The organism is Sphaerisporangium sp. NPDC005289 (assembly GCF_040607455.1).
In the GTDB taxonomy this organism is placed as follows: domain Bacteria; phylum Actinomycetota; class Actinomycetes; order Streptosporangiales; family Streptosporangiaceae; genus Sphaerisporangium; species Sphaerisporangium rhizosphaerae.
Map to the genome: position 1 here is coordinate 49,966 of NZ_JBEXGS010000022.1, position 21,929 is coordinate 71,894.

The window sequence follows — 21,929 nt, forward strand, 5'->3', positions numbered from 1 at the left end:
GTGGTCCTGTGGCCGGTGCCACCGGGGGTCGGTCGAGCACTGAGGCGGCGGATCTCCCGGCTCGCGGAGCGCATTAGGCTCGGGAGGCGTAACGGAGAGCCCAGGCGCGGAAGATCGGATGAGATGACGCAGATCGCAGACGCGGAAGACAAGGCGGAGCTCGTTCTCGCGTCCTCCTCACCGGCTCGGCTCGCATTGCTGCGCAGCGCCGGGCTCGACCCCAAGGTGATCGTGAGCGGTGTGGACGAGGAGACCGTCACCGCCGCCTCGCCCGCCGAGCTCAGCCTCACCCTGGCCCGCGCCAAGGCGTCGGTGGTCGCGAAGGGCCTGACCACGGGCCTGGTGATCGGCTGCGACTCCGTGCTCGAACTCGACGGGCGCGCGTACGGCAAGCCGGCGTCGGCCGAAGACGCCATCGCGCGGTGGCGCTCGATGCGCGGGCGCACCGGCAGGCTACTCACCGGGCACTGCGTGATCGACGCCGCCACGGGCGCCGAGGCGGCCGAGGTCGGCTCGACGGTGGTGCGCTTCGGCACGCCGGGCGACGACGAGGTCGCGGCCTACGCCGGCAGCGGAGAGCCGTTGCGGGTGGCGGGCGCCTTCACGCTGGACGGCCTCGGCGGCTGGTTCGTGGAGGGCATCGAGGGCGACCATGGCAACGTGCTCGGCATATCGCTGCCCCTGCTCCGCCGCCTCTTCCGGCAACTGGGCGTTGAGGTGACTTCTCTCTGGAAACAGGGATCTTTCAGCTGATCTTGCGATCGGGTGGGCCGGAGGCGTTAGCCTGCCGGGCATGAACAGCATGGGGCAGCCCACCCGCCGCGGGATCGGCGGCTTCGCCGACGGTGTCAAGTACTTCTTCCAGGGCCTCGGCTGGGTGGCGCGGCACCCCGGGCAGTGGGTCTTCGGGCTCATCCCGGCGCTGATCGCGCTGGTGCTCTACGTCGTCGCGCTCGTGCTCCTGGGCACCTACGCCGGAGACCTCGCCGCCTGGGCCACGCCGTTCGCCGACGACTGGGAACCGGCCCTCCGCGGCACCGTGCGCACACTGCTCGGCATCGTGGTCTTCGCCCTCGGCCTGGTGCTGTCGGTCATCACCTTCACCGCCGCCACGCTGGCCATAGGGGAGCCGTTCTACGAGAAGCTCTCCGAACGGGTCGAGCACGACATGGGGGGCGTCGACAAGGCCGTCGACCTCCCGCTCTGGAGGTCCATCATCCGGTCCGTGCGCGACAGCCTGATCACGCTGGCGTACGTGCTGATGTTCACCATCCCGCTCTTCGTCCTGGGGTTCGTGCCGGTGGTCGGGCAGACGGTGGTCCCGGTGCTGGGCGCGGCGGTGTCGGGGTTCTTCCTCTCGGTGGAGCTGACCGCGCTGGCCATGGAGCGCAGGGGGTTCGGCCGCAAGCAGCGGTTCGCGCTGCTGCGCGCCGACCGGGCCGCCGCCCTCGGGTTCGGCGTGGTGGTCTTCCTGATCTTCCTGATCCCACTGGGCGCGGTCGTCGCCATGCCCGCCGCGGTCGCCGGCGCCACCATCCTGGTCCGCACCCGCCTCTCATCCACCCCGCCGCCCCGCACAGCCTGACCCGCGTACGCGGGCCGCGGGCGTCCATCCCTCGACCGGACGCTAGCGGGGGGCCACTTTGGCCCCCCGGCTCACTGTCCCGGGTCGTACGACGCCGCGCGGGCCCCTTCCGTCATCCCCGCTCACGTGATCCGCGGGGTTCTCGACGCGCGGGGATGGCTGTGGACAAGGCCGTGCGCTTCTCCGCAGCCCGATGCACCCCTAATGCGGTGACAGGCGATGTTCGTCCCAGCCGGATAAAACCACCTATGGCGTGAGATAAGCGGCCGATATAGGCGTACCTTCGCTATTCGCCATCCCCGATGCTCGCGAACGGCGTTCCGTTGCTCGTCCACAGAGACGGGATTCCCGCGAATGGCCACGTCGAGGGTCGGCGATTCTCGCGTGCATGACGCCGTCACCGATCCTCCTCACCTCCCCCGACGACATCCTCGGGGCCGTGCCCTACATCCTGGGCTTCCACCCGGCGGACAGTCTCGTGGTCATCGCCTTCGCGGGGAGGGGAGCGCGCGGCCGGCTGCGCGTCACCACGCGCTGGGATCTCCCGATCGCACCCGGAGCACTCGACCGGCTCGTCCCCCTCTTCCAGCGCGAGGGGGTCACGCACACCATCCTCGCCGGGTACGGCGACGGCGTGCTTGTGACACCGGCCATGGACGAGGTCCGCCGGCTGCTCTCCGTCGCCGGCGTCAACGTCATCGAGGCGCTGCGCGCCGACGACGGACGCTACTGGTCCTACGTCTGCACCCGCGCCGAGTGCTGTCCGCCCGAGGGGCGGCCGTACGACCCGCTCGCGGGGGAGGTCGCCGCCCAGGCCACCTTCGCCGGCCTCATGGCGCTGCCCGACCGCGAGAGCCTGCGACGCTCGATCGTCCCGGTCACGGGAGCCGCCCGGGTCACCATGCGTGAGGCCACCCGTTCCGTGGCCGCGGACGTGCGGGCGAAGATCGTCACCGTGGCGGAGCCGCGCGAGGCTCCCGCCGCGTTCGTCGCCGAAGGGCTGGAGCGGGTCCGCCGGTCCATCGACGCCTTCCACCGGCTCGGGCCGCTTCCCGACCACGAGGCCGCCCGGCTCGGCATCGACCTGTCCGTGGTCCGGGTCCGCGACGAGGCGTGGACGCTCATGGACGACGACACCCAGGACACCCATGTCGCGTTGTGGGGCGACCTCACGCGCCGGCTGGAGGCTCCGTTCGTCCCGCCGGCCGCCTCCTTGCTGGGCGCCGCCGCCTGGCGCCGCGGCGACTCGGCGCTCGCGGGCATAGCCGTCGAGCGGGCGCTCGCCGTGGACCCGTCCTACTCGATGGCGAACCTTCTCGCGCAGGGCCTGCAGCAGCTCGTGAGCCCGGCGGTCCTCCGGCAGCGCATGCCCACCCCCGAGGAACTCGACGCGAGCATGGGGCCGCCGCGCATGGAGTGGCTCCATCCCATGCTCGAACTCCTCGACGACCACACCCTCCGCACACCATGACCGCCGCGCAGCCGCATCCGGACCACCCACTCGAACGGGGTGGGCGGCCACATGGGACCATCCACTCGCACGCGGTGGGCAGCCGCACAAGGACCATCCACTTCCCACGGGGTGGGCGGCCACATCTGGACCGCTCACTTGCATGCCGGGCGGGCTCATCCACCGCCGGCTTCGGCTCGGCCGTCTACGCGGAACCTTGTGCAAGGTGGCGGATGTCCGACGGTGGCGGGTTGGTATCGGGCGGTGCTTGAGGCGGTGCCTGAGGGGGAAGCTCGCGGGCTCGCTGTCAGTCCTGCGCGGGGTCGGTCCGGCGGCGCTCGTTGTAGGCCCGCATCCGGTTCGGGTATCCGGTCAGCTGGACGTCGTACACAGGAAGCGCGAGGTTTCTGGCCACCTTGATGATGACCGCGGGAGAGCCGACCCTGCGGCGCGTCCACTCGCCGTCATGGGCGACGGCGACGGCTGTGGTGTCGGTGGCGAAGGTCTCGGGCTCGACGTAGAACTCCACGCCCCGGCGGGACTTCGCGAAGGCGATCAGCGTCTCGATGTCGCCGTCGTTGGCCTCGCGGTCGAACTTGGCGATCCTCGTGCCGCGCAGCCGACGAATCCCATAGCGATCTCGCCATCCCATATCCCTTGTATACCTGGCCCGGGTCACAAATGGGTGCCTCCGGGCCACATCGGGGTCGTGTCGGGGTTGTTCCGGATAGACCGGCTTCGGCCGGCGACGAAGAATGGGAAAGACGACGCGTTCTACGGGAAAGGCACGGCCACTAATGGCAGGGGTAGTGAGATCTTCGGCGACACCGTCCACCGGAGGGTGGGGGGCGCCTCCTCACCCTCAGCTCCGGGTCACCAACGACGATCGAGATCAGGTGGTCGAGCACGTCACCGCCGCCTACGCGGAGGGCAGGCTCGACAAGGAGGAGTTCGACGACAGGCTGCACCGGGCGATGACCGCGCGCACCCATGCCGACCTCGCTCCGATCATGCGCGACCTGTATCCCTCGTGGACCATGCCCCGCATCCCGCAACCACGGTCGCACGCACCGGCACACCATCCGATGCCGCTGACGGGGAGCGACCGTCTGGGGGCCGCGGCCGGGCATCTGCTCCCGCTCGCCGGGCTGACGGTGATCGGCCCGCTGATCATGATGCTGACCGGTGGGCGCCACTCGCCCTACATCCGGCAGCACGCGGTCGAGTCGCTGAACTTCCACCTCACCGTGCTCGGCGCCACCATCCTGCTGCCGTTCACCATCATCGGGATCGTCCTGGTCCCGATCATCTGGATCGCGGCCTTCGTCTTAGGCATCGTCGGCGCGGCAGCGGCCCTCAACGACAACCGGTTCCGCTACCCGCTGACCCTTCGCCTCATCAAGTAGCCCACCTTCACGGTCCCCACCTTCCCGCCATCGGCTGACTGGGAGGGGGAAGGTGGCGACCGGGTGGTCAGCGGGCCAGGACGGCGTACTCGACGCTCATGGCGCCGGTGTCGAGGTTGCCGATGGCGTCGAACGCCGCGCGCGAGAGATCCAGGCAACGGCCGCCGACATACGGCCCGCGGTCGTTGATGCGCACCGTCACGGTCTTGCCGTTGTTCGGATTGGTGACGCGCACGCGGCTGCCCATGGGGAGGGTCTTGTGGGCCGCCGTCATCGCGTTGGGGTTGAACCGCTCGCCGCTGGCCGTCATCTGTCCCTCGTCGTAGTACGAGGCCCCGCACCGACCCGACGCGATCACCTTGGGCTTCTTCGCGGCGGTCCGCTTCTTGGCGGGTTCGGCAGGCGCGGCGGGCTTCTTCGGGGTGCTCGCGGTGTCATCGGCCGTCGCCGCCGCCTTGGTCGTGGTGTCGGATCCGGCGGCGTGCTCATTCCCCTCCGCGCTGGTGGGGGCGGCGCCGTCCGAACTCTCGGCCTCGGCCGACCGGGACGGCGATCCGGCGTCGGACGCCGGAGGGGCGAGCGGGTTCGGTGCGGAGCCCGCCGAGGTGAGCTCGCTGAAGGGGTCCGGTGATGCTGAGAAGCTGGATGGGGAGGCCGAGCTGTCCGGTGCACCCGTGGTGGGCACGGCGGTGGTGGCCGGTGCCGCCGGACGCAGGCCTGCGCTCATGGTCGTGGACGTGGGGTCGGCGCCGTTCAACCAGACCCAGCCGCTCACCAGGGCGGCGGTCATCACGACGGTCACGGCGATGGTGGTGGTGAGGGGGACGGCCAGCGAGGTCCGGCGCCGCTCGGCGCCCTTGCGTGACCGGGAGAGGCTCTTCTCGTACCAGCGGGAGGGGGAGGCGTGCATACCCAAGGGGAACCACGGTCCTAGATAGGGGACAGGACACGGGACACGGCGCGGGGGAGCGCACGCGGCATGGGGGGACATGCCGTCGTCCCGGTACGCGGCGAGCGGGATCCGCCCACTACGTAATTCGCAGCACCATATGGGACAAACGGGGAGTAAAGGGAGATAAAGCGCTTGCAAAGTGACGCAAGTCACTCGGAGAGTGATCATCCATGCTCATAGCGTGATCACGGCCGATCTGCCCGAACCCCATACGTGAGCGGAACAGCTCAAGGCCGGCCAACTCATGCCACCCATACACCTGGCCGGTTCGGAAGCCATGAGGGGCTGGTGGCCGGCGGCAGCAGGGTGGTGATCGGAGTGGCTGCGGACGCGTGGTCGCCAGCGTGATGAGCGCCGGCGTGATGAGCGGGCGGCGTGGTGGTTCAGACCAGGATGCGGGGATTCGGGAGGTCAGAACAGGGTGCGGAGGTGCGGGGGTTAGAACAGGGTGTGAGGATGTGAGGGTCAGAACAGGAGTTCGCGGACCGAGTCCACTGTGTCGGCGTCTTCGGGGCGCTTGTCCGGGCGGTAGCGGAGCACGCGGGCGAAGCGCAGCGCCATGCCGCCGGGGTACCTCGGCGACCGCTGCACGCCGTCGAAGGCGACTTCGACCACCATCTCGGGACGCACCTTGACCACCCACTCGTCGCTCGGTCCGTCAGCCAGAGCCAGGAAGCGCTCGGTCTGCCAGGCGAGCAACTCGTCGGTCAGGCCCTTGAAGGTCTTGCCGAGCATCACGAAGTCGCCCGACTGAGGGTCCCTGGCGCCGAGATGGAGGTTGGAGAGCTTGCCCTGGCGCCGGCCGTGGCCCCATTCGGCGGCCAGCACGACCAGGTCGAGGGTGTGGCGGGGCTTGACCTTCACCCAGCCGGCCCCGCGTCGCCCGGCGGCGTACGGCGTGTTCGGGGACTTGGCCACGACGCCCTCATGTCCCCGTCGGACCACCTCCGCGAAGAAGGCCATGCCCTCGTCGGGATCGGACGTGACCAGGCGCGGAGTGATCAGTTCGGCGGGCACCGACCGCGCGAGCGCCGCGTGCCGCTCGCTGTCAGGAAGGTCGAGCAGGTCGACGCCGCCCACGCGGAGGGCGTCGAAGAAGAACACGCTCAGCGGCGTGGTCTCGCGCAGACGGGCGGTGTCGATCTTGCTGGTGACCCGGGAGGCGGTCACCTGGAACGGCTCGGGCCGGCCGTCGGGTCGCAGCGCGATGACCTCGCCGTCCAGCACGATGTCGTCGACGGGCAGCGCGAGCACGGCCTCCATCAGCTCGGGGACCTGCGCGGTGATCTCGTCCAGGGTGCGGGTGAACACCTTGACGTCCGAGCCGGAGCGGTGGGCCTGCACCCGTATCCCGTCGAGCTTCCATTCGAGTGCCGCGAGCCCGCCGAGCTTCTCCAGGGCGGCGGGGATGTTCGGCGCGCTCTGCGCCAGCATCGGCGACACGGGACGGCCCACCTCGAGGTGGAACGCGCGCAGCGCCTCCACGCCGCCGGTGAGCGCGGCGGCGCCTACGGCGGGCAGCCATCCTCGCAGCGTGAGGGCGCGCCGGACCTCCGCCGCGGGCGTGCCCGACGCCTTGGCGACCGCCTCGACCATCACCCCGTTCAAGGCTCCCTGACGCAGCTCGCCCGCCAGCAGGCGCAGCAGGAACGACTGCTCCTGGCGGGTCACCGAACGGAACAGCTCCCCGACCAGCTCCTTGCGCGCGGCCTGGGACCCCGGGCCGCTCTGCGCCTTGATGCGGCTGAGCAGGTCGTCGATGCGGGTCAGGCTCGCGCTGGCGATCTGGCGTGGTTCGGGCAGGTCCTGGAGGGTGCGCCATCCCACGCCGATCTGCCGCTGGGGTAGCTCACCGGACAGATATGCGATGGCGATCTCGGCCTCTTCCGGTCGCACTCTGCTCAATAGTTCGGCGATATGTCCGATCTTGGCGAGGCGGGCCGAGTCCGCTGCTACGGAGGCAGAAGTGCGCGCGAGGTCGATGAGCAACACACGTCTCATCGTGCCAGTTCACGCCGCCCCCCGCGCGCCCAGGTGGCAGCCGTCCCTCATGGCCGACAAAACGCTCAATGTCCTGATAAACGACTACGTATTGCCTGCCACGCCGCGAGGTGCCGGCACCCTGGCCGAGCAGTTGGCGCGGCGACCACCCGCCTTCACATCCGAGACGTGTGCGCCGATGGGTCGGGGTGGCGGTGCGGGCACCCGTTGTATACGGTAAGTCATCGGTGGTGGCTCATGGCCACATCCGCCCCGCCCGCGCACACGGCGGAGCACCGCCATTTCACCCATCCGGACACGTGCGCCGATGGCGCCGCGGCGGTAGGAAGGCACGGCGATGCGGGTGCCGTATGGCGGGCGGCGTGGTGAACGTTCGTGGACACCGCGTGAAGATGCCGGGCGCGACTCGGGGCGATCGGCATCGGGCGTGAGGGTCGGGTCAGCTGACGCCGAGCAGGTCGACGACGAAGATCAGCGTCTCGCCCGGCTTGATGGCGTTGCCCGCGCCGCGGTTGCCGTAGCCCAGGTGCGGCGGGATGACCAGCTTGCGACGGCCGCCGACGCGCATGCCGGCGACACCCTGGTCCCATCCGGCGATGACGCGGCCGGCGCCGAGCGGGAAGTTGAAGGAGTCGCCGCGGTTCCACGACGCGTCGAACTCCTCGCCGGTGGAGAACGCCACACCGACATAGTGAACCGTCACCATGTGGCCCGGCTTGGCCTCCTCACCGTCGCCCACGGTGATGTCTACGATCTCGAGATCCGCCGGCGCGTCGCCCTCCGGAAAGTCGATCTCGGGCTTCTCGAGTGCCACGTGTTCTCCTTGGTTAGGTTGCGCTCCGCCTGTCCGAACGGGCGCCTGGACCGATCGCCGGCCCTTGTCGGGCCGACCGCACGACTCTACGGGGTTCCGGGAGCCGGCGAACGGCGAGGGCGTATCCCTTGGGGGCTTCCGTACGGAACCCGCCCACAGCCGGCCGGGCCGGCGGACCCTCGGCTGAGGGTCCGCGGCCGGGCCGGCTCGTGAGGTCGTGCCCGTGGGCTGTTGGGGGGTTCGCCGGAGAGAGGGCTACCGGGCGCGGACGTCGCTCGGCTTCTCCTCGGCCTTCCTCGCGGGGGCCTGGTCGGCCGGTTCGGCATCGAGGCCGGCGTTCTCCGAGGCCGTGGGAGTGGTGTCGGTCTCCTTGGGCGAGGACGGCTCGGAGGCCGGTGTGGAAGGTCCGGAGGTGGACGTGCGCGGCACGGCGGAGAGCGGGATGGCGATGGTGGCCTCCTCCATCGCCTCCGCGCGGCTGGTGGCGGGCGGCACGATGGCCGACTCCGCCGTCCCGGAAGCCGACTCCGCCGTCCCGGAAGAGGTGGTGTCCGACGAGATGACGTCTGCGGAGGTCGGGTCCGCCTGGGAGGGGTCGGCGTGCGCGGGGTCGGGGGACCCGGCGTGGCCGGCCTCGTCCTCAACCTGGAGAACGGGCTCAGGGGCCGGCGCCGGACGCTGGGCGGGGAACTCGACGGCGGGCTCGCCGGTCGCGGGGTCATCGGCGGGGACGTTCACGTCCGATGACGCCGGAGGGACCGTCTCGGGGATGGGAAGGATCGTCCCGGTGGTCGGGATGAAGGGGTCGGAGGTGGGAGGGGCCGTGCCGGTGGCCCCAGGCGTCGTCTCGGGGCTGGAGGCGCCGGTCCTCTCGGGGCGTGAGGTGGTGGTCTCAGGTCCGGAGGCGCCGGGGGTGCGCAGAGGGCCGCTGGACGGAGGCCGGGCGACGACCACGGTGTCCGCGGGCTTGTTCCCGCCCTCCAGCACTGCCAGGGCCTCCTCCATCGCGGCGGCGGGCACCAGGACGTCGTACCTGCCGGCCACGATGGCGCTGCGCGAGGTGAAGTCGCGGGTGCCGCCCTTGAATGCGTGGCCGGCGAACCCGAAGGCGGCGCCCATCACGGCGCCCCACAGGATCGCCCACACCACAAGGGCGAAGAACGAGGCGGTCGTCGTGGTGAACAGCCCGAGGAACAGGCCCACGACGAGGCCGAAGACGGCTCCGCTGATGGCTCCGGAGAGGGCCGCGCGGGGATTGGTGAGCCGTCCCGTGACCAGCTCTTCCAGTCGCAGGTCGTTGCCGACGATGGCCACGTTCTGCACGGGGTATCCGGCGTCGGAAAGGGTGTCCACCGCGCGCTGCGCGGCGGGATAGTTGTCGTAGCTGACCAGGAGTCGCCGGTCGATGGCGGACGGCGCGGCCAGCTCGGGTGACGAACCGATCATGAGATCTCGCCTCCGCGGCTAGGGGGTACCTGCCGACCCGGACTACCCGGCGAAGGCGACTTATCACTCTGCCGTCACCACCGACAATGACGACTCCTCCCGCGGCATCACGCGCCGTCCACCGATCACCGACCGATCACCCACCGCGTCACCCCCACCGCCATCACCCCCAACCCTCACTCATCGCCCTGTACTCCTTAATCGGCGCCGAGTTACGGCGGTACACCAGGCAGCGTCCCAACGTCACCCTGACCGGTTGGCCGCCGTAGCGGGGGCGCCGGATTCGCCGTACGCAGGACCCACCGCCTCGGCGCCCTCAGGCCTGCAGCCCACAGGTGACGGGAGCTCGGCGCGTTGGCCGGCGTCGAGCCAACGGGGCACGGGGGTTGGGTGCGTTGTCCGACGCCCGGGCAATGGGTGGCGGGATGGGCGGACGGTGCCCGGCGGACGGTGGACGGTTTGGAGGTCCGCGGAGGGCGAGAGGCCGGTGGGCCTCTCGCTGGGTTCTGGGCTTCCTTGTCCCCGTGCGCGTGGTCGTGTCCTTGTGCGTCCTTGTGCGTCCTTGTGCGCGTGGCCGTGGCACTGTGCGGGTGTGCGAGGGCGTGGGCGCGAGTTGGGGTGGGGCTACCAGCTTTGGTGGAGGGGCATGCCTTCGGAGTAGCCGGAGGAGCTCTGGATGCCGATGACGGCGCGGTCGTGGAACTCCTCCAGGGAGGTGGCGCCGGCGTAGGTGAGCGACGAGCGCAGACCGGCGACGATGGCGTCGATCTGGTCCTCGACGCTCGGCCGCACCGGGTCCAGGTACATCCTGGAGGTGGAGATGCCTTCCTCGAAGACGGCTTTGCGGGCACGGTCGAAGGGGGTGTCTTCGGCGGTGCGCAGCCGTACGGCCCGGGCCGAGGCCATGCCGAAGTTCTCCTTGTACCGCCGGCCGTCGGCGTCGGTGCGCGCGTCGCCCGGCGACTCGTACGTGCCCGCGAACCACGAGCCGATCATGACGTTGGACGCGCCGGCGGCCAGAGCGAGGGCCACGTCTCGCGGGTGGCGCACGCCGCCGTCCGCCCACACGTGCCTGCCGAGCCCGCGGGCCTCGGCCGCGCATTCGAGGACGGCGGAGAACTGCGGCCGTCCCACACCGGTCATCATGCGGGTGGTGCACATGGCGCCCGGCCCGACGCCCACCTTGACGATGTCGGCGCCGGCCTGGACCAGGTCGCGCACGCCCGCCGCGGTGACGACGTTGCCGGCGGCGACGGGGACGCCGGGGTCGAGGGCGCGCACCGCGGCCAGCGCCGAGAGCATCTTCTCCTGGTGGCCGTGGGCGGTGTCGACGACCAGGCAGTCGACGCCCGCGTCCACCAGTTCCTTGGCCTTGGCGGCGACGTCGCCGTTGATGCCGACGGCGGCGGCGACGCGCAGGCGGCCCTGGGAGTCCACCGCGGGCTCGTACAGCGTGGCGCGCAGCGCGCCGGTGCGGGTGAGGACGCCGACCAGTCGGCCCTCCCCGTCGACGACGGGGGCGAGGCGGTGGCGTCCGTTGTGCAGCAGTTCGAACGCCGCCCGCGGGTCGGTGCCGGCCGGGATGGTGAGCGGTGAGCCCGACATCACCTGGGAGAGCTGGGTGAACATGTCCACACCGTGGCAGTCGGCCTCGGTGACGACGCCGATCGGCCGGTTGTCCCAGTCGACGACGACGACCGCGCCGTGCGCCCGCTTGGGCAGCAGGTTGAGGGCTTCGCCGACGGTTTCGTGCGCGGTGAGGGTGATGGGGGTGTCGTGCACCAGGTCGCGCTTCTTCACGAAGTCGATCACGTCGGCGACGACGTCGATGGGGATGTCCTGCGGGATGACGGTGATGCCCCCGCGCCGGGCGATGGTCTCGGCCATGCGCCGGCCGGCCACCGCTGTCATGTTCGCCACCACGATGGGGATCGTGGTGCCCGTGCCGTCGTGGGTCGAGAGGTCCACGGCGAGGCGCGAGCCGACGGCCGAGCGTGACGGGACCATGAAGACGTCGCTGTAGGTCAGGTCGTAGATCGGCGCCTGATCGTTGAGGAATCGCACGTTGGTCCAGCCTAGGCGATTCATGGTAAACAATGGGACTTCCCAGGTCAGCTGGGTGCTCCGTGCGACATGATCTGACCGGGCACCCCTGCCCACTCCTCTGTGCGCGATGATCGTGTCGGCTTCGGCCGGTCCGGCCGCATTGACCGCGCGATGCGATGGGCAGGCGGGGGGCCCTCGAGTGGGGAGGCGTTATGATCATCGTTGACAGACCGGAGGTGCTCGTCGTCGGGTACGCCGTGCGCACCAGCAACGCGGCGGAGGCCGATCCTTCGCGGGCGCAGCTGCCGGTCCTGTGGGGACGGGCCGGTGCTCCGGGCGCGTTCGCCCACGTTCCGGGGCGCATCGACGAGAATCTCTACGCGGTGATGATCGACTACGAGAGCGATCATCAGGGCGCCTACACCCAGGTCGTCGGGGTGGCGGTGCGCACGGCGGCCGGGTTGCCCGAGGGCATGGTGGCGGTGCGTGTGCCCGGCGTCCAGGCGCTCAAGGTCGAGGCGCACGGCCCGATGCCGCAGTCGCTCATCGAGGCCTGGCAGCAGGTGTGGCGGCACACCGAGTCGGGCGGGGTGCCGGCGCGGGCCTTCACCACCGACCTGGAGGTCCACCACCGGGCCGGGGTCGATCTGTATCTGGCGGTTCTGCCAGGCCACACTCCCGTCCCCGCCGGCATGGACCAGGCCCGCGCCCAGGCGTGAGCCGAGCCCGCGCGGGGCCGGTGGTCACCGAAGCGGGCGAGGACACCGCCGGCGAGGGTACAGGCGAGGACCCCGGCGGTAGCGGTTCGGCGGTAACGGTTCAACCGGAACGCGGGCGGTAGCGGTTCGGCCAGGACGCAGGCGGAACGGTTCAGTCAGGACGCCGGGGCGAGGTGTCGGCGATGACGTTGCCGGTTCGGGTTCAGGCGGGGACGCTACCGGTTCGGGTTCAGGTGGGGACGCCGGAGCGAGGGTTGGGCGAGGACGCTGCCGGTGAGGGTCAGGCGAGGACGTCGGCTGCGCGGAGGGCTTTGGCGTGCTCGTCGGACAGGCCCCAGGAGGTGAGGTCGTGCAGCCGGGTGGCCTGCGCCAGGTCGCCGCGGCCGCTGCCGAGCAGGCGGGGCGCGGGCGCCGGCTGGGTGACGCCGCCGACCTCGACGAACGAGCCGCGGGCGAGGTTGTGCGGGTGCCGGGCCGCCTCGCCCATGTCCAGGACGGGCGTGACGCACGCGTCCGAGCCCTCGAAGACGGCCTCCCACTCGCCGCGTGTCCTTGACCTGAAGGCGGCGGCGAGCCGTTCGCGGATCCGCGGCCAGTTGGCGCGGTCGTCCCGGTCGGGCAGGTCGGTCAGGCCCATGCGGGTGACCATCTCGTTCCAGAAGGCGGGCTCCAGCGCGCCGACCGCGAGGTACCGGCCGTCGGCGGTCTCGTAGGTGTCGTACATAGGGGCGCCGGTGTCGAGCAGGTTGGTGCCGCGCGGGCCCCACAGGCCGCTCTGGGCGGTGTGGTAGAACATCGCGAACAGGGAGGCGGCCCCGTCGACCATCGCGGCGTCGATGACCTTGCCGCGACCGGTGCGCTCGCGCTCGAACAGGGCGAGCACCACCCCGTAGGCGAGCATGAGGCCTCCGCCGGCGAAGTCGCCGAGGATGTTGATCGGGGGAGTGGGCTTGTCGCCCTCGCGGCCGAGCATCGACAGGGCGCCGGCGATGGCGATGTAGCCGATGTCGTGCCCGGCGGTCGGCGCGAGCGGGCCGTCCTGGCCCCAGCCGGTCATGCGGCCGTACACGAGCCGCTCGTTGACGGCGTGCAGGTCGGCGGGGCCGATGCCGAGGCGCTCGGCCACGCCGGGGCGAAAGACGTCGATGACGACGTCGGCGGTCGCGGCCATCCGCTTGAACGCGGCGACGCCGTCGGGGGACTTCAGGTCCAGGCCGATGGTGCGCTTGCCGCGGTCCATGACGTCGGGGCGGGGGCGGTCGCCGCTCCTGGCGACGGTGGAGACGCGGTCGACCCTGAGCACCTCGGCGCCGTGGTCGGCCAGCATCATGCCCGCGAAGGGCCCGGGCGCGAGCCCTGCGAGTTCCAGCACGCGCACCCCGGCGAGCGGTCCGCCCTGAGAGCCGCTCCCGGAGGCGGGGGCCGGGCCGGGCGCGGAGGCGGAGGCAGGGCCAGAAGCGGAGGCGGAGATAGGGCCGGGGCCGGACGCGGAGGCGGAGGTGGGAGCAGGAGTGGGGCCGTTTTCCGGGGCGGCCGGGGATCCTTCGGGAGTAGCGGCTTGGGGGCTGCCGGCAGCAGGAGGAGCAGGGGAGTCGTCGGCGGCTCCGGCCGAGGTGGTGGAGGCAGGAAGAGGGGGCGTTTTGGGGGCGTTGTGCGGTGCCGGGGGGTTATGGGGGTCCGGGGCGCCGTTCGTGCTCATCGCTGTTCTCCTCGGGTGCGATGCCGACGATAGTCCCCATCGCGGTAGCAAGCAAACGCTTGGTGAGAACGGTTCCCACCGCCCCGCCCCTCACCTGCGAACATGACGCTAACCCTTGTGCCACAACGCTTTGAAGGGGGGTCGGGAGTTTGCGCGGGTTTAACGTGTCTACTCTGGTCGATGGTCAAGACAGGAGATAGCGTCGTAGCGTCGATCTCCACGCACTTAGTTATAGGGGGTGGTGGCATGCCAGATCGCACGGTGAGGACGACCGCCCAGATGACAGCCCATCGAGCGGCTGTGGAGCAGATCAGGGAGTCCTACACCGCCCTCCCGGACGGAGCCTCTCCGAGGCTGGCGAAGCCGACCACGAACCTGTTCCGGTTCCGTGAGCCGGGCAAGACGGCCAAGCTCACCGCGCGCGACCTGGACAAGGTGATCCAGGTGGACCCGGAGAGCAGGACCGCCGAGGTCCAGGGCATGACGACCTACGAGCGCCTGGTGGACGCCACGCTCCCGGCCGGCCTCATGCCGTACGTCGTCCCGCAGCTCAAGACGATCACCCTGGGCGGCGCGGTCACCGGGCTCGGCATCGAGTCCTCCAGCTTCCGCCACGGGCTGCCGCACGAGTCGGTCGAGGAGATGGAGATCCTCACCGGTGACGGCCGCGTCGTGGTGGCCAGGGACGACAACGAGCACAGCGATCTGTTCCACGCCTTCCCCAACTCCTACGGCACCCTGGGCTACGCGCTGAGGCTGCGCATCAAGCTGCTACCGGTCAAGCCGTACGTGCGGCTCACGCACATCCCCTTCTCCGACGCCGCCAAGTGCATGCTGGCCATGCAGGAGATCTGCGACAGTGGCCACTACGAAGGGGAGAAGGTCGACTTCGTCGACGGCACGTTCTTCGAGCCGGGCGAGATGTACATCACCGTCGGCCAGTTCGCCGACCGCGCGCCGTACGCCTCGGACTACACCGGCATGCGCATCTACTACCAGTCGATCCGCACCCGCACCCGCGACTGGCTGACCGTCCGCGACTACCTGTGGCGCTGGGACACCGACTGGTTCTGGTGCTCGCGGGCCTTCGGCGTGCAGCAGCCGCTGGTGCGCTCCCTGATGCCGCGGCGCTACCTGCGCTCGGACGTCTACCGCAAGCTGGTCGGGCTCGACCAGAGGTACGGCGTGACGGCCCGCGTGGACCGGTGGCGCGGCAACCCGGTACAGGAGTCGGTCATCCAGGACGTGGAGGTCCCGGTCGAGCGAGGCGCCGATTTCCTGGAGTTCTTCCACGGCAAGGTGGGCATGACGCCCGTGTGGATGTGCCCGCTGAAGGCCACCGGCGAGTGGCCGCTGTACCCGCTGGAGCCGGGAAAGCTCTATGTGAACTTCGGGTTCTGGGGCATGGTCGCCCTCCCGCGCGGACAGGCCGACGGTTACCACAACCGGCTGATCGAGAACTCCGTGCACGACCTGGGCGGCCACAAGTCCCTGTACTCGACATCGTTCTACCCCCGTGAGGAGTTCTGGCGTCTCTACAACGGCGACGCCTACTGGCCGGTCAAACGTGCCTACGACCCGGGCGCCCGGCTGCTCGACCTCTATGAGAAATGCGTACGGGGGCGTTGAGGAGGTTGGTCGCATGACACTCGCCCAGATCTTCGAGAAGATCGTCGGGCCAGACGCGAACATCGAGTTCGCGGCGTACGACGGCAGCAAGGCCGGGCCGTCGGGCGCTTCCGTCCGCATCGAGGTCAAGTCGCCCATAGCGGTGGCCTACCTGGCGCAGTCGCCAGGGGAGATGGGGCTTGCCAGGGCCTACATCGCCGGTCACATCGACGTGCACGGCGACATGTACACCCTGCTGTCGGAGATGGCGCAGATCACGCTCAACGACATGCCGGTGAAGGAGAAGATCTCCGTCGCGCGTTCGCTGGGGGTCAAGCCGCTGCTCATGCGGGTGCCGCCGCCCCCGCAGGAGGTCCGCCGCAGCGCCATGGCGAGGCTCGGCAGCCGCCACGCCAAGCAGCGGGACGCCGAGGCGATCCACCACCACTACGACGTCTCCAACCGGTTCTACGAGTGGGTGCTCGGCCCCTCCATGGCTTACACCTGCGCGACCTTCCCCGAGGAGGGCTCCTCGCTGGAGGAGGCGCAGTTCGCCAAGTTCGACCTGGTCGCCAAGAAGCTCGCCCTCAAGCCGGGCATGCGTCTGCTGGACGTCGGCTGCGGCTGGGGCGGCATGGTGATGCACGCGGCCAAGCACTACGGGGTCAAGGGCCTCGGGGTCACGCTGTCGCGCCAGCAGGCCGAGTGGGCGCAGAAGGCCATCGCCGAGGCGGGGTTGTCGGAGCTGGCCGAGGTGCGCCACCTGGACTACCGCGACGTCGCCGAGACCGGCTTCGACGCGGTCAGCTCCATCGGCCTCACCGAGCACATCGGCAAGGACCAGCTTCCCGGCTACTTCGGCTTCCTGTACGGCAAGCTCAAGCCCGGCGGCCGGCTGCTCAACCACTGCATCACCCGGCCGACCGGCAAGGAGAGGACGATCAACAAGGGCGGTTTCATCAACCGCTACGTCTTCCCCGACGGGGAGCTCGAGTCGGTGGGTCATCTCGTCCGCGAGATGGAGGACACCGGCTTCGAGATCCGGCACGAGGAGAACCTCCGCGAGCACTACGCCAAGACCCTCGAGAAGTGGTGCGCCAACCTCGACGCCCACTGGGACGAGGCGGTCGAGGAGGTCGGCTCCGGCACGGCGCGGGTGTGGCGGCTCTACATGGCCGGCTGCATCGTCGGCTTCGAGCGCAACAAGGTGCAGCTCCACCAGGTGCTCGGCGTGAAGCTCGGCGACCGGGGCGAGTCGGGCGTCCCGCTGCGGCCCGCGCTCGACTGGCCCTGATCGGCGCCCGGCGCGATCACGTGACGACGGCCCGTCCGGCCTCCCCTGAGGAGCCCGGGCGGGCCGCCGCCTTCTCCCAGCACGTGCCCGGCCGCGTACGTGCCACGGCGGCGTACGTGCCACGGTTCCGCACGTGACCGGACGGCTCAGAGGAGTGCGTGACCGCTCAGCGCCGGGCGTGGTGTTCGGCGGCGACGAGGCCGGCGGCGAGCTGGACCGCGACCAGCTTGCGGATGGCGATCGGCCGTCCGCCCGACTCGGCGTCGGCCTCGGCGTACCAGGCGTCGAACAGCTCGCCCAGCCGCTCCCGCTGCGCCCGGATGGCGGGGGTGAGGTTGCCGGCGGCGACCTCGGCGTGCAGCATGCGGCGGAAGGTCCCGCAGGAGCGTAATCGGCGCATGTGCAGAGTCTGCCGGTTGCCGAACTGCTCGGCGACGGTCGCCGGGCGCTCGACGCCGGGCAGGCCCTCCCACACGTCGGCGAACCTGCGGTAGGTGTCGAGCATGTCCTCGACGGAGCGGCGGAAGGGCGAGTGGACGGTGAGGTCGGCCCGCACCGCCGCCATGATCGCGCTGAGGACGTCGATGGCCTCGCGTTGCTCGGCGAGCCCGGCCTTGATGACCTCGCCGTAGGAGGTGGCCGTTGGGCTGGGGTCGCAGACGCGCTCGTCGGCCCAGTACGGCAACTCGGTGATCAGGTGCAGCGCGCCGAACCTCGCGGCGTAGTCGGCGCTGCCGCCGCCGGAGCCGAAGATCCTGGCCTGACCCGGCCCGCCGGGGGTGGGGTAGACGGCCGGGGCGATGGCGACCGAGCCGGGCAGCTCGGGCTGGCCGTGGTGCAGCGGGATGCCCTCCAGGGCGGGCAGTTCGGTGAGCCGGGCGGCGAGGACCGGGTCGTGGTGGTTGAGGTAGAAGAAGGCGCCGCTGTACTCGCCGTTGTGCAGGGAGTAGACGAAGGCCGGCCGCACCTGGTCCATGAGCCGCATCAGCGCCTCGGTCTCGGGGAGGGCGCGGTCGAACGCGTAGCCCTCGCCGGAGATCGGGAAGGTCCACTCCACCTGGTCGCGCCAGGCGGGCCGGTAAAAGTGCCGGGCGTAGTGGCGCCGGTCGCCGGGGCGGGCGTACCAGCCCTCGTTGAGGCGGGCGCCGTCGGGGTCGACGCACGGGATCAGGTGCCAGCGGTAGCCGAGCCCTTCGCGCAGGGCGGCGTCCTGGCAGAGCAGACGGGTCAGGTGGCTGACGGTGAGCGAGCCGATCGGCTCGTTGGGGTGCGGGCCGCCGATGATGAGCGCGTCGCGGTCCCCGTCGCCGACGGTGAGCGCCCGCAGCGGCTCGCCCAGGCGTGAGGCGCCGATGCGGCGCACCTGTACCAGGCCTGGGTAGCGGGCGGCCAGTTCGTCCAGCTCGGCGCCCATCTCGTCCACGCTGGGAAACCTGTCCAGTTCGGGGACCCGCCGCATGTGATCGCGGACGTCCATGGCATCGCCTCCAGTTCAGGGGAGATCCTTCGACCCGCCTCCTTGTTGTTTTGCCCGAATTTGGGGAGGTCGCGTGCCTGGAGTCCCTGCTCTGCGGCGGCCGGGATCCGTGCTCCCGATGCCCGTGATGCCGATGCCCGTGACGCCGGCGGGCCGGGGCCGTCAGCGCAGCTCGCGCTTGAGGATCTTGCCGCTGGCCGTCATCGGGAACGACTCGCGGAACTCCACCAGCCGCGGGTACTTGTAGGCCGCCATGTTCTCCTTGCACCAGGCGAGCAGTTCGTCCTCGGTGACGGTCGCGCCCGGCCTGCGGATCACGTACGCCTTGATCTCCTCGCCGTGGGAGCCGTGCGGGACGCCGACGACGGCGGCCAGGGAGACCGCCTCGTGGGTCATCAGCACCTCTTCCAGCTCGCGCGGATAGACGTTGAACCCGCCGCGGATGATCATGTCCTTGACGCGGTCGATGATGAAGTAGTAGCCGTCGGCGTCGCGGGTGGCGATGTCCCCGGTGCGGAACCAGCCGTCCTTCGTCACCTCGGCGGTGGCCTCCGGCCGGCCGAGATAGCCCTTCATGACGTTGTGCCCGCGGATCGCGATCTCGCCCGGCCCCTCGCCTTCGACGGTGTTCCACGCCGGGTCGATCAGCTTCATCTCCACACCCCAGACCGGGGTGCCGATCGACCCGGGCTTGGCGGGCCGGCCGCGCTGGTTGAAGCTCGCCACCGGAGAGGTCTCCGACAGCCCGTAGCCTTCCATCACCGGCAGGCCGAAGGTCTTGGCGAAGTCCTTGAGCACCTCCACGGGGAGCGACGCGCCGCCCGAGGCCGCCGTACGCAGGGTGGAGGGCACTTCGGCGCCGTCCGCGTGCACCGAGGTGAGCATCGCCCAGTACATGGTGGGCACGCCCGCGAACATGGTCACGCGCTCCTCGCGCATCAGCGCCAGCGCCGCGGCCGGCTCGAAGCGCGGCACCATCACCAGGGCGGCCCGGCGGCGGAAGCCGGCGTTCATGATGACGGTCTGGCCGAAGGAGTGGAACAGCGGCAGGGCGGCCAGGAAGACGTCGTCGCCGGTCAGCTCGAACATCTCGTCGGAGACCACGGCGTTCAGCAGCATGTTCTGGTGGCTGAGCTCGGCGCCCTTGGGCTGCCCTGTGGTGCCGCTGGTGTAGAGGATCACGGCGGTGTCCTCCGGAGCGGTGGCCACGGTCTCGAACCGGCCGGGGAGCCCACTCAGCGCCGTCCAGAGGGTCGGGACGCCCTCGATGCCCGATTCGGTGCCGAGCGGGGTGGCGGGCAGGATGAAGAACCCGTCCGCGTCGGGCCCGCCCTCGGCGACCGCCTCGCGGAACCCCTCGTGGCCGCGCCGGCCGAGCGGCAGTTCGGGGGTGCCCTCGAAGCAGAACAGCGCCTTGGCCCGCGAGTCGCGCAGGTGGTAGGCGATCTCGCGGGCCTGGAGCAGCACGTTGAGCGGGACGACGGTCGCGCCGGCCTTGAGGATGCCGAAGTAGACGATCGGGAAGTAGGGCAGGTTCGGGCAGGCGAGCGCGACCTTGTCGCCCCTGCCGATGCCCCGCGAGGCGAGCAGGCCCGCCACCTGGTCCGCCAGGGAGTTCACCAGGGCATAGGACATGCGCAGGTCTCCGAACACCACGGCCGTGCGGTCGGGACGCTCCCGTGCGCTGTCCTCCAGGATGACGGAAAGGTTGAGCATGGCGATCTCCTCGTGCTGCCGGCGCCCCGGCGCGTACGGCGCGGTGGCGCTCGCAGGGGGTCGGCGTCATCTTGCCAGCCGATAGCTACTATCCGGTAACGAGCGTGGACGCGGGGCGGCGCGCGGGCGTAAGTACGGTGGGAGCCGATCACGTCCCCCCGGAGGCCCCCATGCAGTACGACTACGTCATCGTCGGAGCGGGCTCGGCCGGCTGCGTCCTGGCCAACCGGCTCTCGGCGGACCCCTCGGTGCGGGTGGCGCTGCTGGAGGCCGGCGGGGCCGACCGCAAGTTCGAGATCCGCGTGCCCGCCGCCTTCTCCAAGCTGTTCAAGACCCCCTACGACTGGGACTTCACCACCGCCGAGCAGAAGGAGATGGGCGGGCGCAGACTGTACTGGCCCCGCGGCAGGACCTTGGGCGGCTCCTCGTCGATGAACGCCCAGATGTGGGTGCGCGGTCACCGGGCCGACTACGACGGCTGGAACCTGCCCGGCTGGTCCTACGAGGAGGTCCTGCCGTACTTCCGGCGCTCGGAGCGGCGGGTCGGCTCCAATCACGGCGAGGTGTACGGGACCGACGGCCCGACCTACATCTCCGAGCTGCGCGCCCCCAACGTGACCACCCAGGCGTTCCTGCGCGCCTGCGAGGAGATGGGGCTCACCCGCCTGGAGGAGCTCAACGGCCCCTCCAACGAGGGCTTCTCCCCGACGCCGGTCACCCAGGACCGGGGACGCCGCTGGAGCGCCGCCGACGCCTACCTGCGGCCCGCGATGGGCCGCCCCAACCTGACCGTGCTCACCGCCGCGCAGGCCGAGCGCCTCCTGCTGGACGAGGACGGCCGGGCGACGGGCGTGGAGTACGGCGGGGGCCGCCGGGTGAGCGCGGGCAAGGAGGTCATCGTGTCGGCCGGGGCGATCGGCTCGCCGCACCTGCTCATGCTCTCGGGCATCGGCGACCCCGACGCGCTGCGGGCCGCCGGGGTCGAGCCGCGGCACGAGCTGCCCGGAGTCGGGCGCAACCTGATGGACCACCTCGCCTCGGCGGTCATGCTGGAGTGCCCCCGGCCGGTCACCCTGGCCGGCGCCGAGTCGCTCGGCAACCTCGCCCGCTACCTGCTGCGCCGCGACGGCCTGCTGACCTCCAACGTCGGAGAGGCGGTGGCCTTCGTCCGGACCTCCCCCGAGGAGCCCGCCCCGGACATCGAGCTGCTGTTCGCCCCGGCGCCGTTCGTCGACCACGGGCTCACCCCGCCGCCCGGGCACGGGATCACCATCGGCGTCATCCTGCTCCAGCCCGAGAGCCGCGGGCGGATCACCCTGGACGGCCGGGACGTGGTGATCGACCCGCGCTACCTGACCGCGCAGGCCGACGTGCGCCGGATGGTGGCCGGGCTGAGAAGGGCGCAGGAGGCGTTCGCCACGACGGCGCTCGCGCCGTACGCCGGCGCGCCGATGAAGCCCTACGAGGGCGCGCGGACCGACGAGGAGCTCGCCCGGTACGTCCGCGAGCGCTCCGAGACGCTGTACCACCCGGCGGGCACCTGCAAGATGGGCATCGAGGACGACGCGGTGGTGGACCCCTCGCTGCGCGTCATCGGCGTGCCGGGGCTGCGCGTGGTGGACGCCTCGGTCATGCCGATGCTGAACCGCGGCCACACCCACGCCCCGACCATCATGATCGCCGAGCGGGCGGCCGACCTGATCCGCGGGGCGTGAG

At 70.9% G+C, this 21,929-nt stretch carries 17 protein-coding genes; 8 read left to right on the forward strand and 9 right to left on the reverse strand.

All coding sequences use genetic code 11. From position 1 onward, the window contains the following. The first annotated feature begins 123 nt into the window (after nt 1–123). The 3 genes from ABZT47_RS30755 (at nt 124) to ABZT47_RS30765 (ending at nt 3,056) form a co-directional block, all read left to right on the forward strand. Nucleotides 124–753 (forward strand): nucleoside triphosphate pyrophosphatase, encoded by a 630-nt coding sequence (locus tag ABZT47_RS30755; protein WP_354849764.1) that lies wholly within the window; start codon nt 124–126, stop codon nt 751–753. Nucleotides 754–793: 40 nt separating this feature from the next. Further along, the gene (locus tag ABZT47_RS30760) at nt 794–1,585 is read left to right on the forward strand and encodes an EI24 domain-containing protein (protein ID WP_354849767.1); all 792 of its coding nucleotides are present in this window, start codon (nt 794–796) and stop codon (nt 1,583–1,585) included. Between the two features lie 388 nt (nt 1,586–1,973). Continuing rightward, complete coding sequence (locus tag ABZT47_RS30765) at nt 1,974–3,056, forward strand: DUF4192 domain-containing protein (RefSeq protein WP_354849770.1); 1,083 nt, start codon at nt 1,974–1,976, stop codon at nt 3,054–3,056. 286 nt (nt 3,057–3,342) lie between these two features. On the opposite strand, the gene ABZT47_RS30770 is transcribed toward ABZT47_RS30765, so the two are convergent. Continuing rightward, nucleotides 3,343–3,687, reverse strand: coding sequence for a hypothetical protein (locus ABZT47_RS30770; protein ID WP_354849773.1), 345 nt, complete (start codon nt 3,685–3,687; stop codon nt 3,343–3,345). A 145-nt stretch (nt 3,688–3,832) separates the two neighbouring features. On the opposite strand from ABZT47_RS30770, the gene ABZT47_RS30775 reads away from it, so the two are divergent. Next, nucleotides 3,833–4,441, forward strand: a complete 609-nt coding sequence (locus ABZT47_RS30775; protein ID WP_354849776.1) for a DUF1707 and DUF4870 domain-containing protein — start codon at nt 3,833–3,835, stop codon at nt 4,439–4,441. Nucleotides 4,442–4,508: 67 nt separating this feature from the next. Here the strand turns inward: ABZT47_RS30775 and ABZT47_RS30780 are convergent, their stop codons facing one another. From ABZT47_RS30780 to ABZT47_RS30800, 5 genes are all read right to left on the reverse strand, one after another. Continuing rightward, complete coding sequence (locus ABZT47_RS30780) at nt 4,509–5,351, reverse strand: septal ring lytic transglycosylase RlpA family protein (RefSeq protein ID WP_354850019.1); 843 nt, start codon at nt 5,349–5,351, stop codon at nt 4,509–4,511. A gap of 507 nt (nt 5,352–5,858) precedes the next feature. Continuing rightward, nucleotides 5,859–7,394, reverse strand: coding sequence for an ATP-dependent DNA ligase (locus ABZT47_RS30785; protein WP_354849779.1), 1,536 nt, complete (start codon nt 7,392–7,394; stop codon nt 5,859–5,861). 439 nt (nt 7,395–7,833) lie between these two features. Further along, the gene (locus ABZT47_RS30790; RefSeq protein WP_354849782.1) at nt 7,834–8,208 is read right to left on the reverse strand and encodes an FKBP-type peptidyl-prolyl cis-trans isomerase; all 375 of its coding nucleotides are present in this window, start codon (nt 8,206–8,208) and stop codon (nt 7,834–7,836) included. A gap of 255 nt (nt 8,209–8,463) precedes the next feature. Next, nucleotides 8,464–9,654 carry a general stress protein gene (locus ABZT47_RS30795; protein ID WP_354849784.1) on the reverse strand — a complete coding sequence of 397 codons (1,191 nt, stop codon included), beginning with the start codon at nt 9,652–9,654 and terminating at the stop codon, nt 8,464–8,466. 624 nt (nt 9,655–10,278) lie between these two features. Further along, on the reverse strand, nt 10,279–11,718 hold the full coding sequence (locus tag ABZT47_RS30800) for a GuaB1 family IMP dehydrogenase-related protein (protein ID WP_354849787.1): 1,440 nt from the start codon (nt 11,716–11,718) through the stop codon (nt 10,279–10,281). Nucleotides 11,719–11,912: 194 nt separating this feature from the next. Here ABZT47_RS30800 and ABZT47_RS30805 point away from each other — a divergent pair, with 194 nt between their 5' ends. After that, on the forward strand, nt 11,913–12,419 hold the full coding sequence (locus tag ABZT47_RS30805; RefSeq protein WP_354849790.1) for an effector binding domain-containing protein: 507 nt from the start codon (nt 11,913–11,915) through the stop codon (nt 12,417–12,419). A gap of 280 nt (nt 12,420–12,699) precedes the next feature. Here ABZT47_RS30805 and ABZT47_RS30810 read toward each other — a convergent pair whose 3' ends face one another. Continuing rightward, nucleotides 12,700–13,797 carry a CaiB/BaiF CoA-transferase family protein gene (locus ABZT47_RS30810; protein ID WP_354849793.1) on the reverse strand — a complete coding sequence of 366 codons (1,098 nt, stop codon included), beginning with the start codon at nt 13,795–13,797 and terminating at the stop codon, nt 12,700–12,702. A 600-nt stretch (nt 13,798–14,397) separates the two neighbouring features. Between ABZT47_RS30810 and ABZT47_RS30815 the strand changes: the two genes are divergently transcribed. Next, a complete protein-coding gene (locus ABZT47_RS30815; RefSeq protein WP_354849795.1) occupies nt 14,398–15,747 on the forward strand; it encodes an FAD-binding oxidoreductase in 1,350 nt (449 codons plus the stop codon). Between the two features lie 13 nt (nt 15,748–15,760). Continuing rightward, the gene (locus ABZT47_RS30820; protein ID WP_354849798.1) at nt 15,761–17,020 is read left to right on the forward strand and encodes a cyclopropane-fatty-acyl-phospholipid synthase family protein; all 1,260 of its coding nucleotides are present in this window, start codon (nt 15,761–15,763) and stop codon (nt 17,018–17,020) included. A gap of 166 nt (nt 17,021–17,186) precedes the next feature. On the opposite strand, the gene ABZT47_RS30825 is transcribed toward ABZT47_RS30820, so the two are convergent. Together ABZT47_RS30825 and ABZT47_RS30830 are read right to left on the reverse strand one after the other, a co-directional pair. Then, the gene (locus tag ABZT47_RS30825; protein ID WP_354849801.1) at nt 17,187–18,497 is read right to left on the reverse strand and encodes a M14 family zinc carboxypeptidase; all 1,311 of its coding nucleotides are present in this window, start codon (nt 18,495–18,497) and stop codon (nt 17,187–17,189) included. A gap of 162 nt (nt 18,498–18,659) precedes the next feature. Continuing rightward, nucleotides 18,660–20,213: a long-chain fatty acid--CoA ligase gene (locus ABZT47_RS30830; RefSeq protein ID WP_354849804.1), complete on the reverse strand. Its 1,554-nt coding sequence runs from the start codon at nt 20,211–20,213 to the stop codon at nt 18,660–18,662. Nucleotides 20,214–20,383: 170 nt separating this feature from the next. Here ABZT47_RS30830 and ABZT47_RS30835 point away from each other — a divergent pair, with 170 nt between their 5' ends. After that, a complete protein-coding gene (locus tag ABZT47_RS30835; protein WP_354849807.1) occupies nt 20,384–21,928 on the forward strand; it encodes a GMC family oxidoreductase N-terminal domain-containing protein in 1,545 nt (514 codons plus the stop codon). Nucleotide 21,929 lies beyond the last annotated feature (1 nt).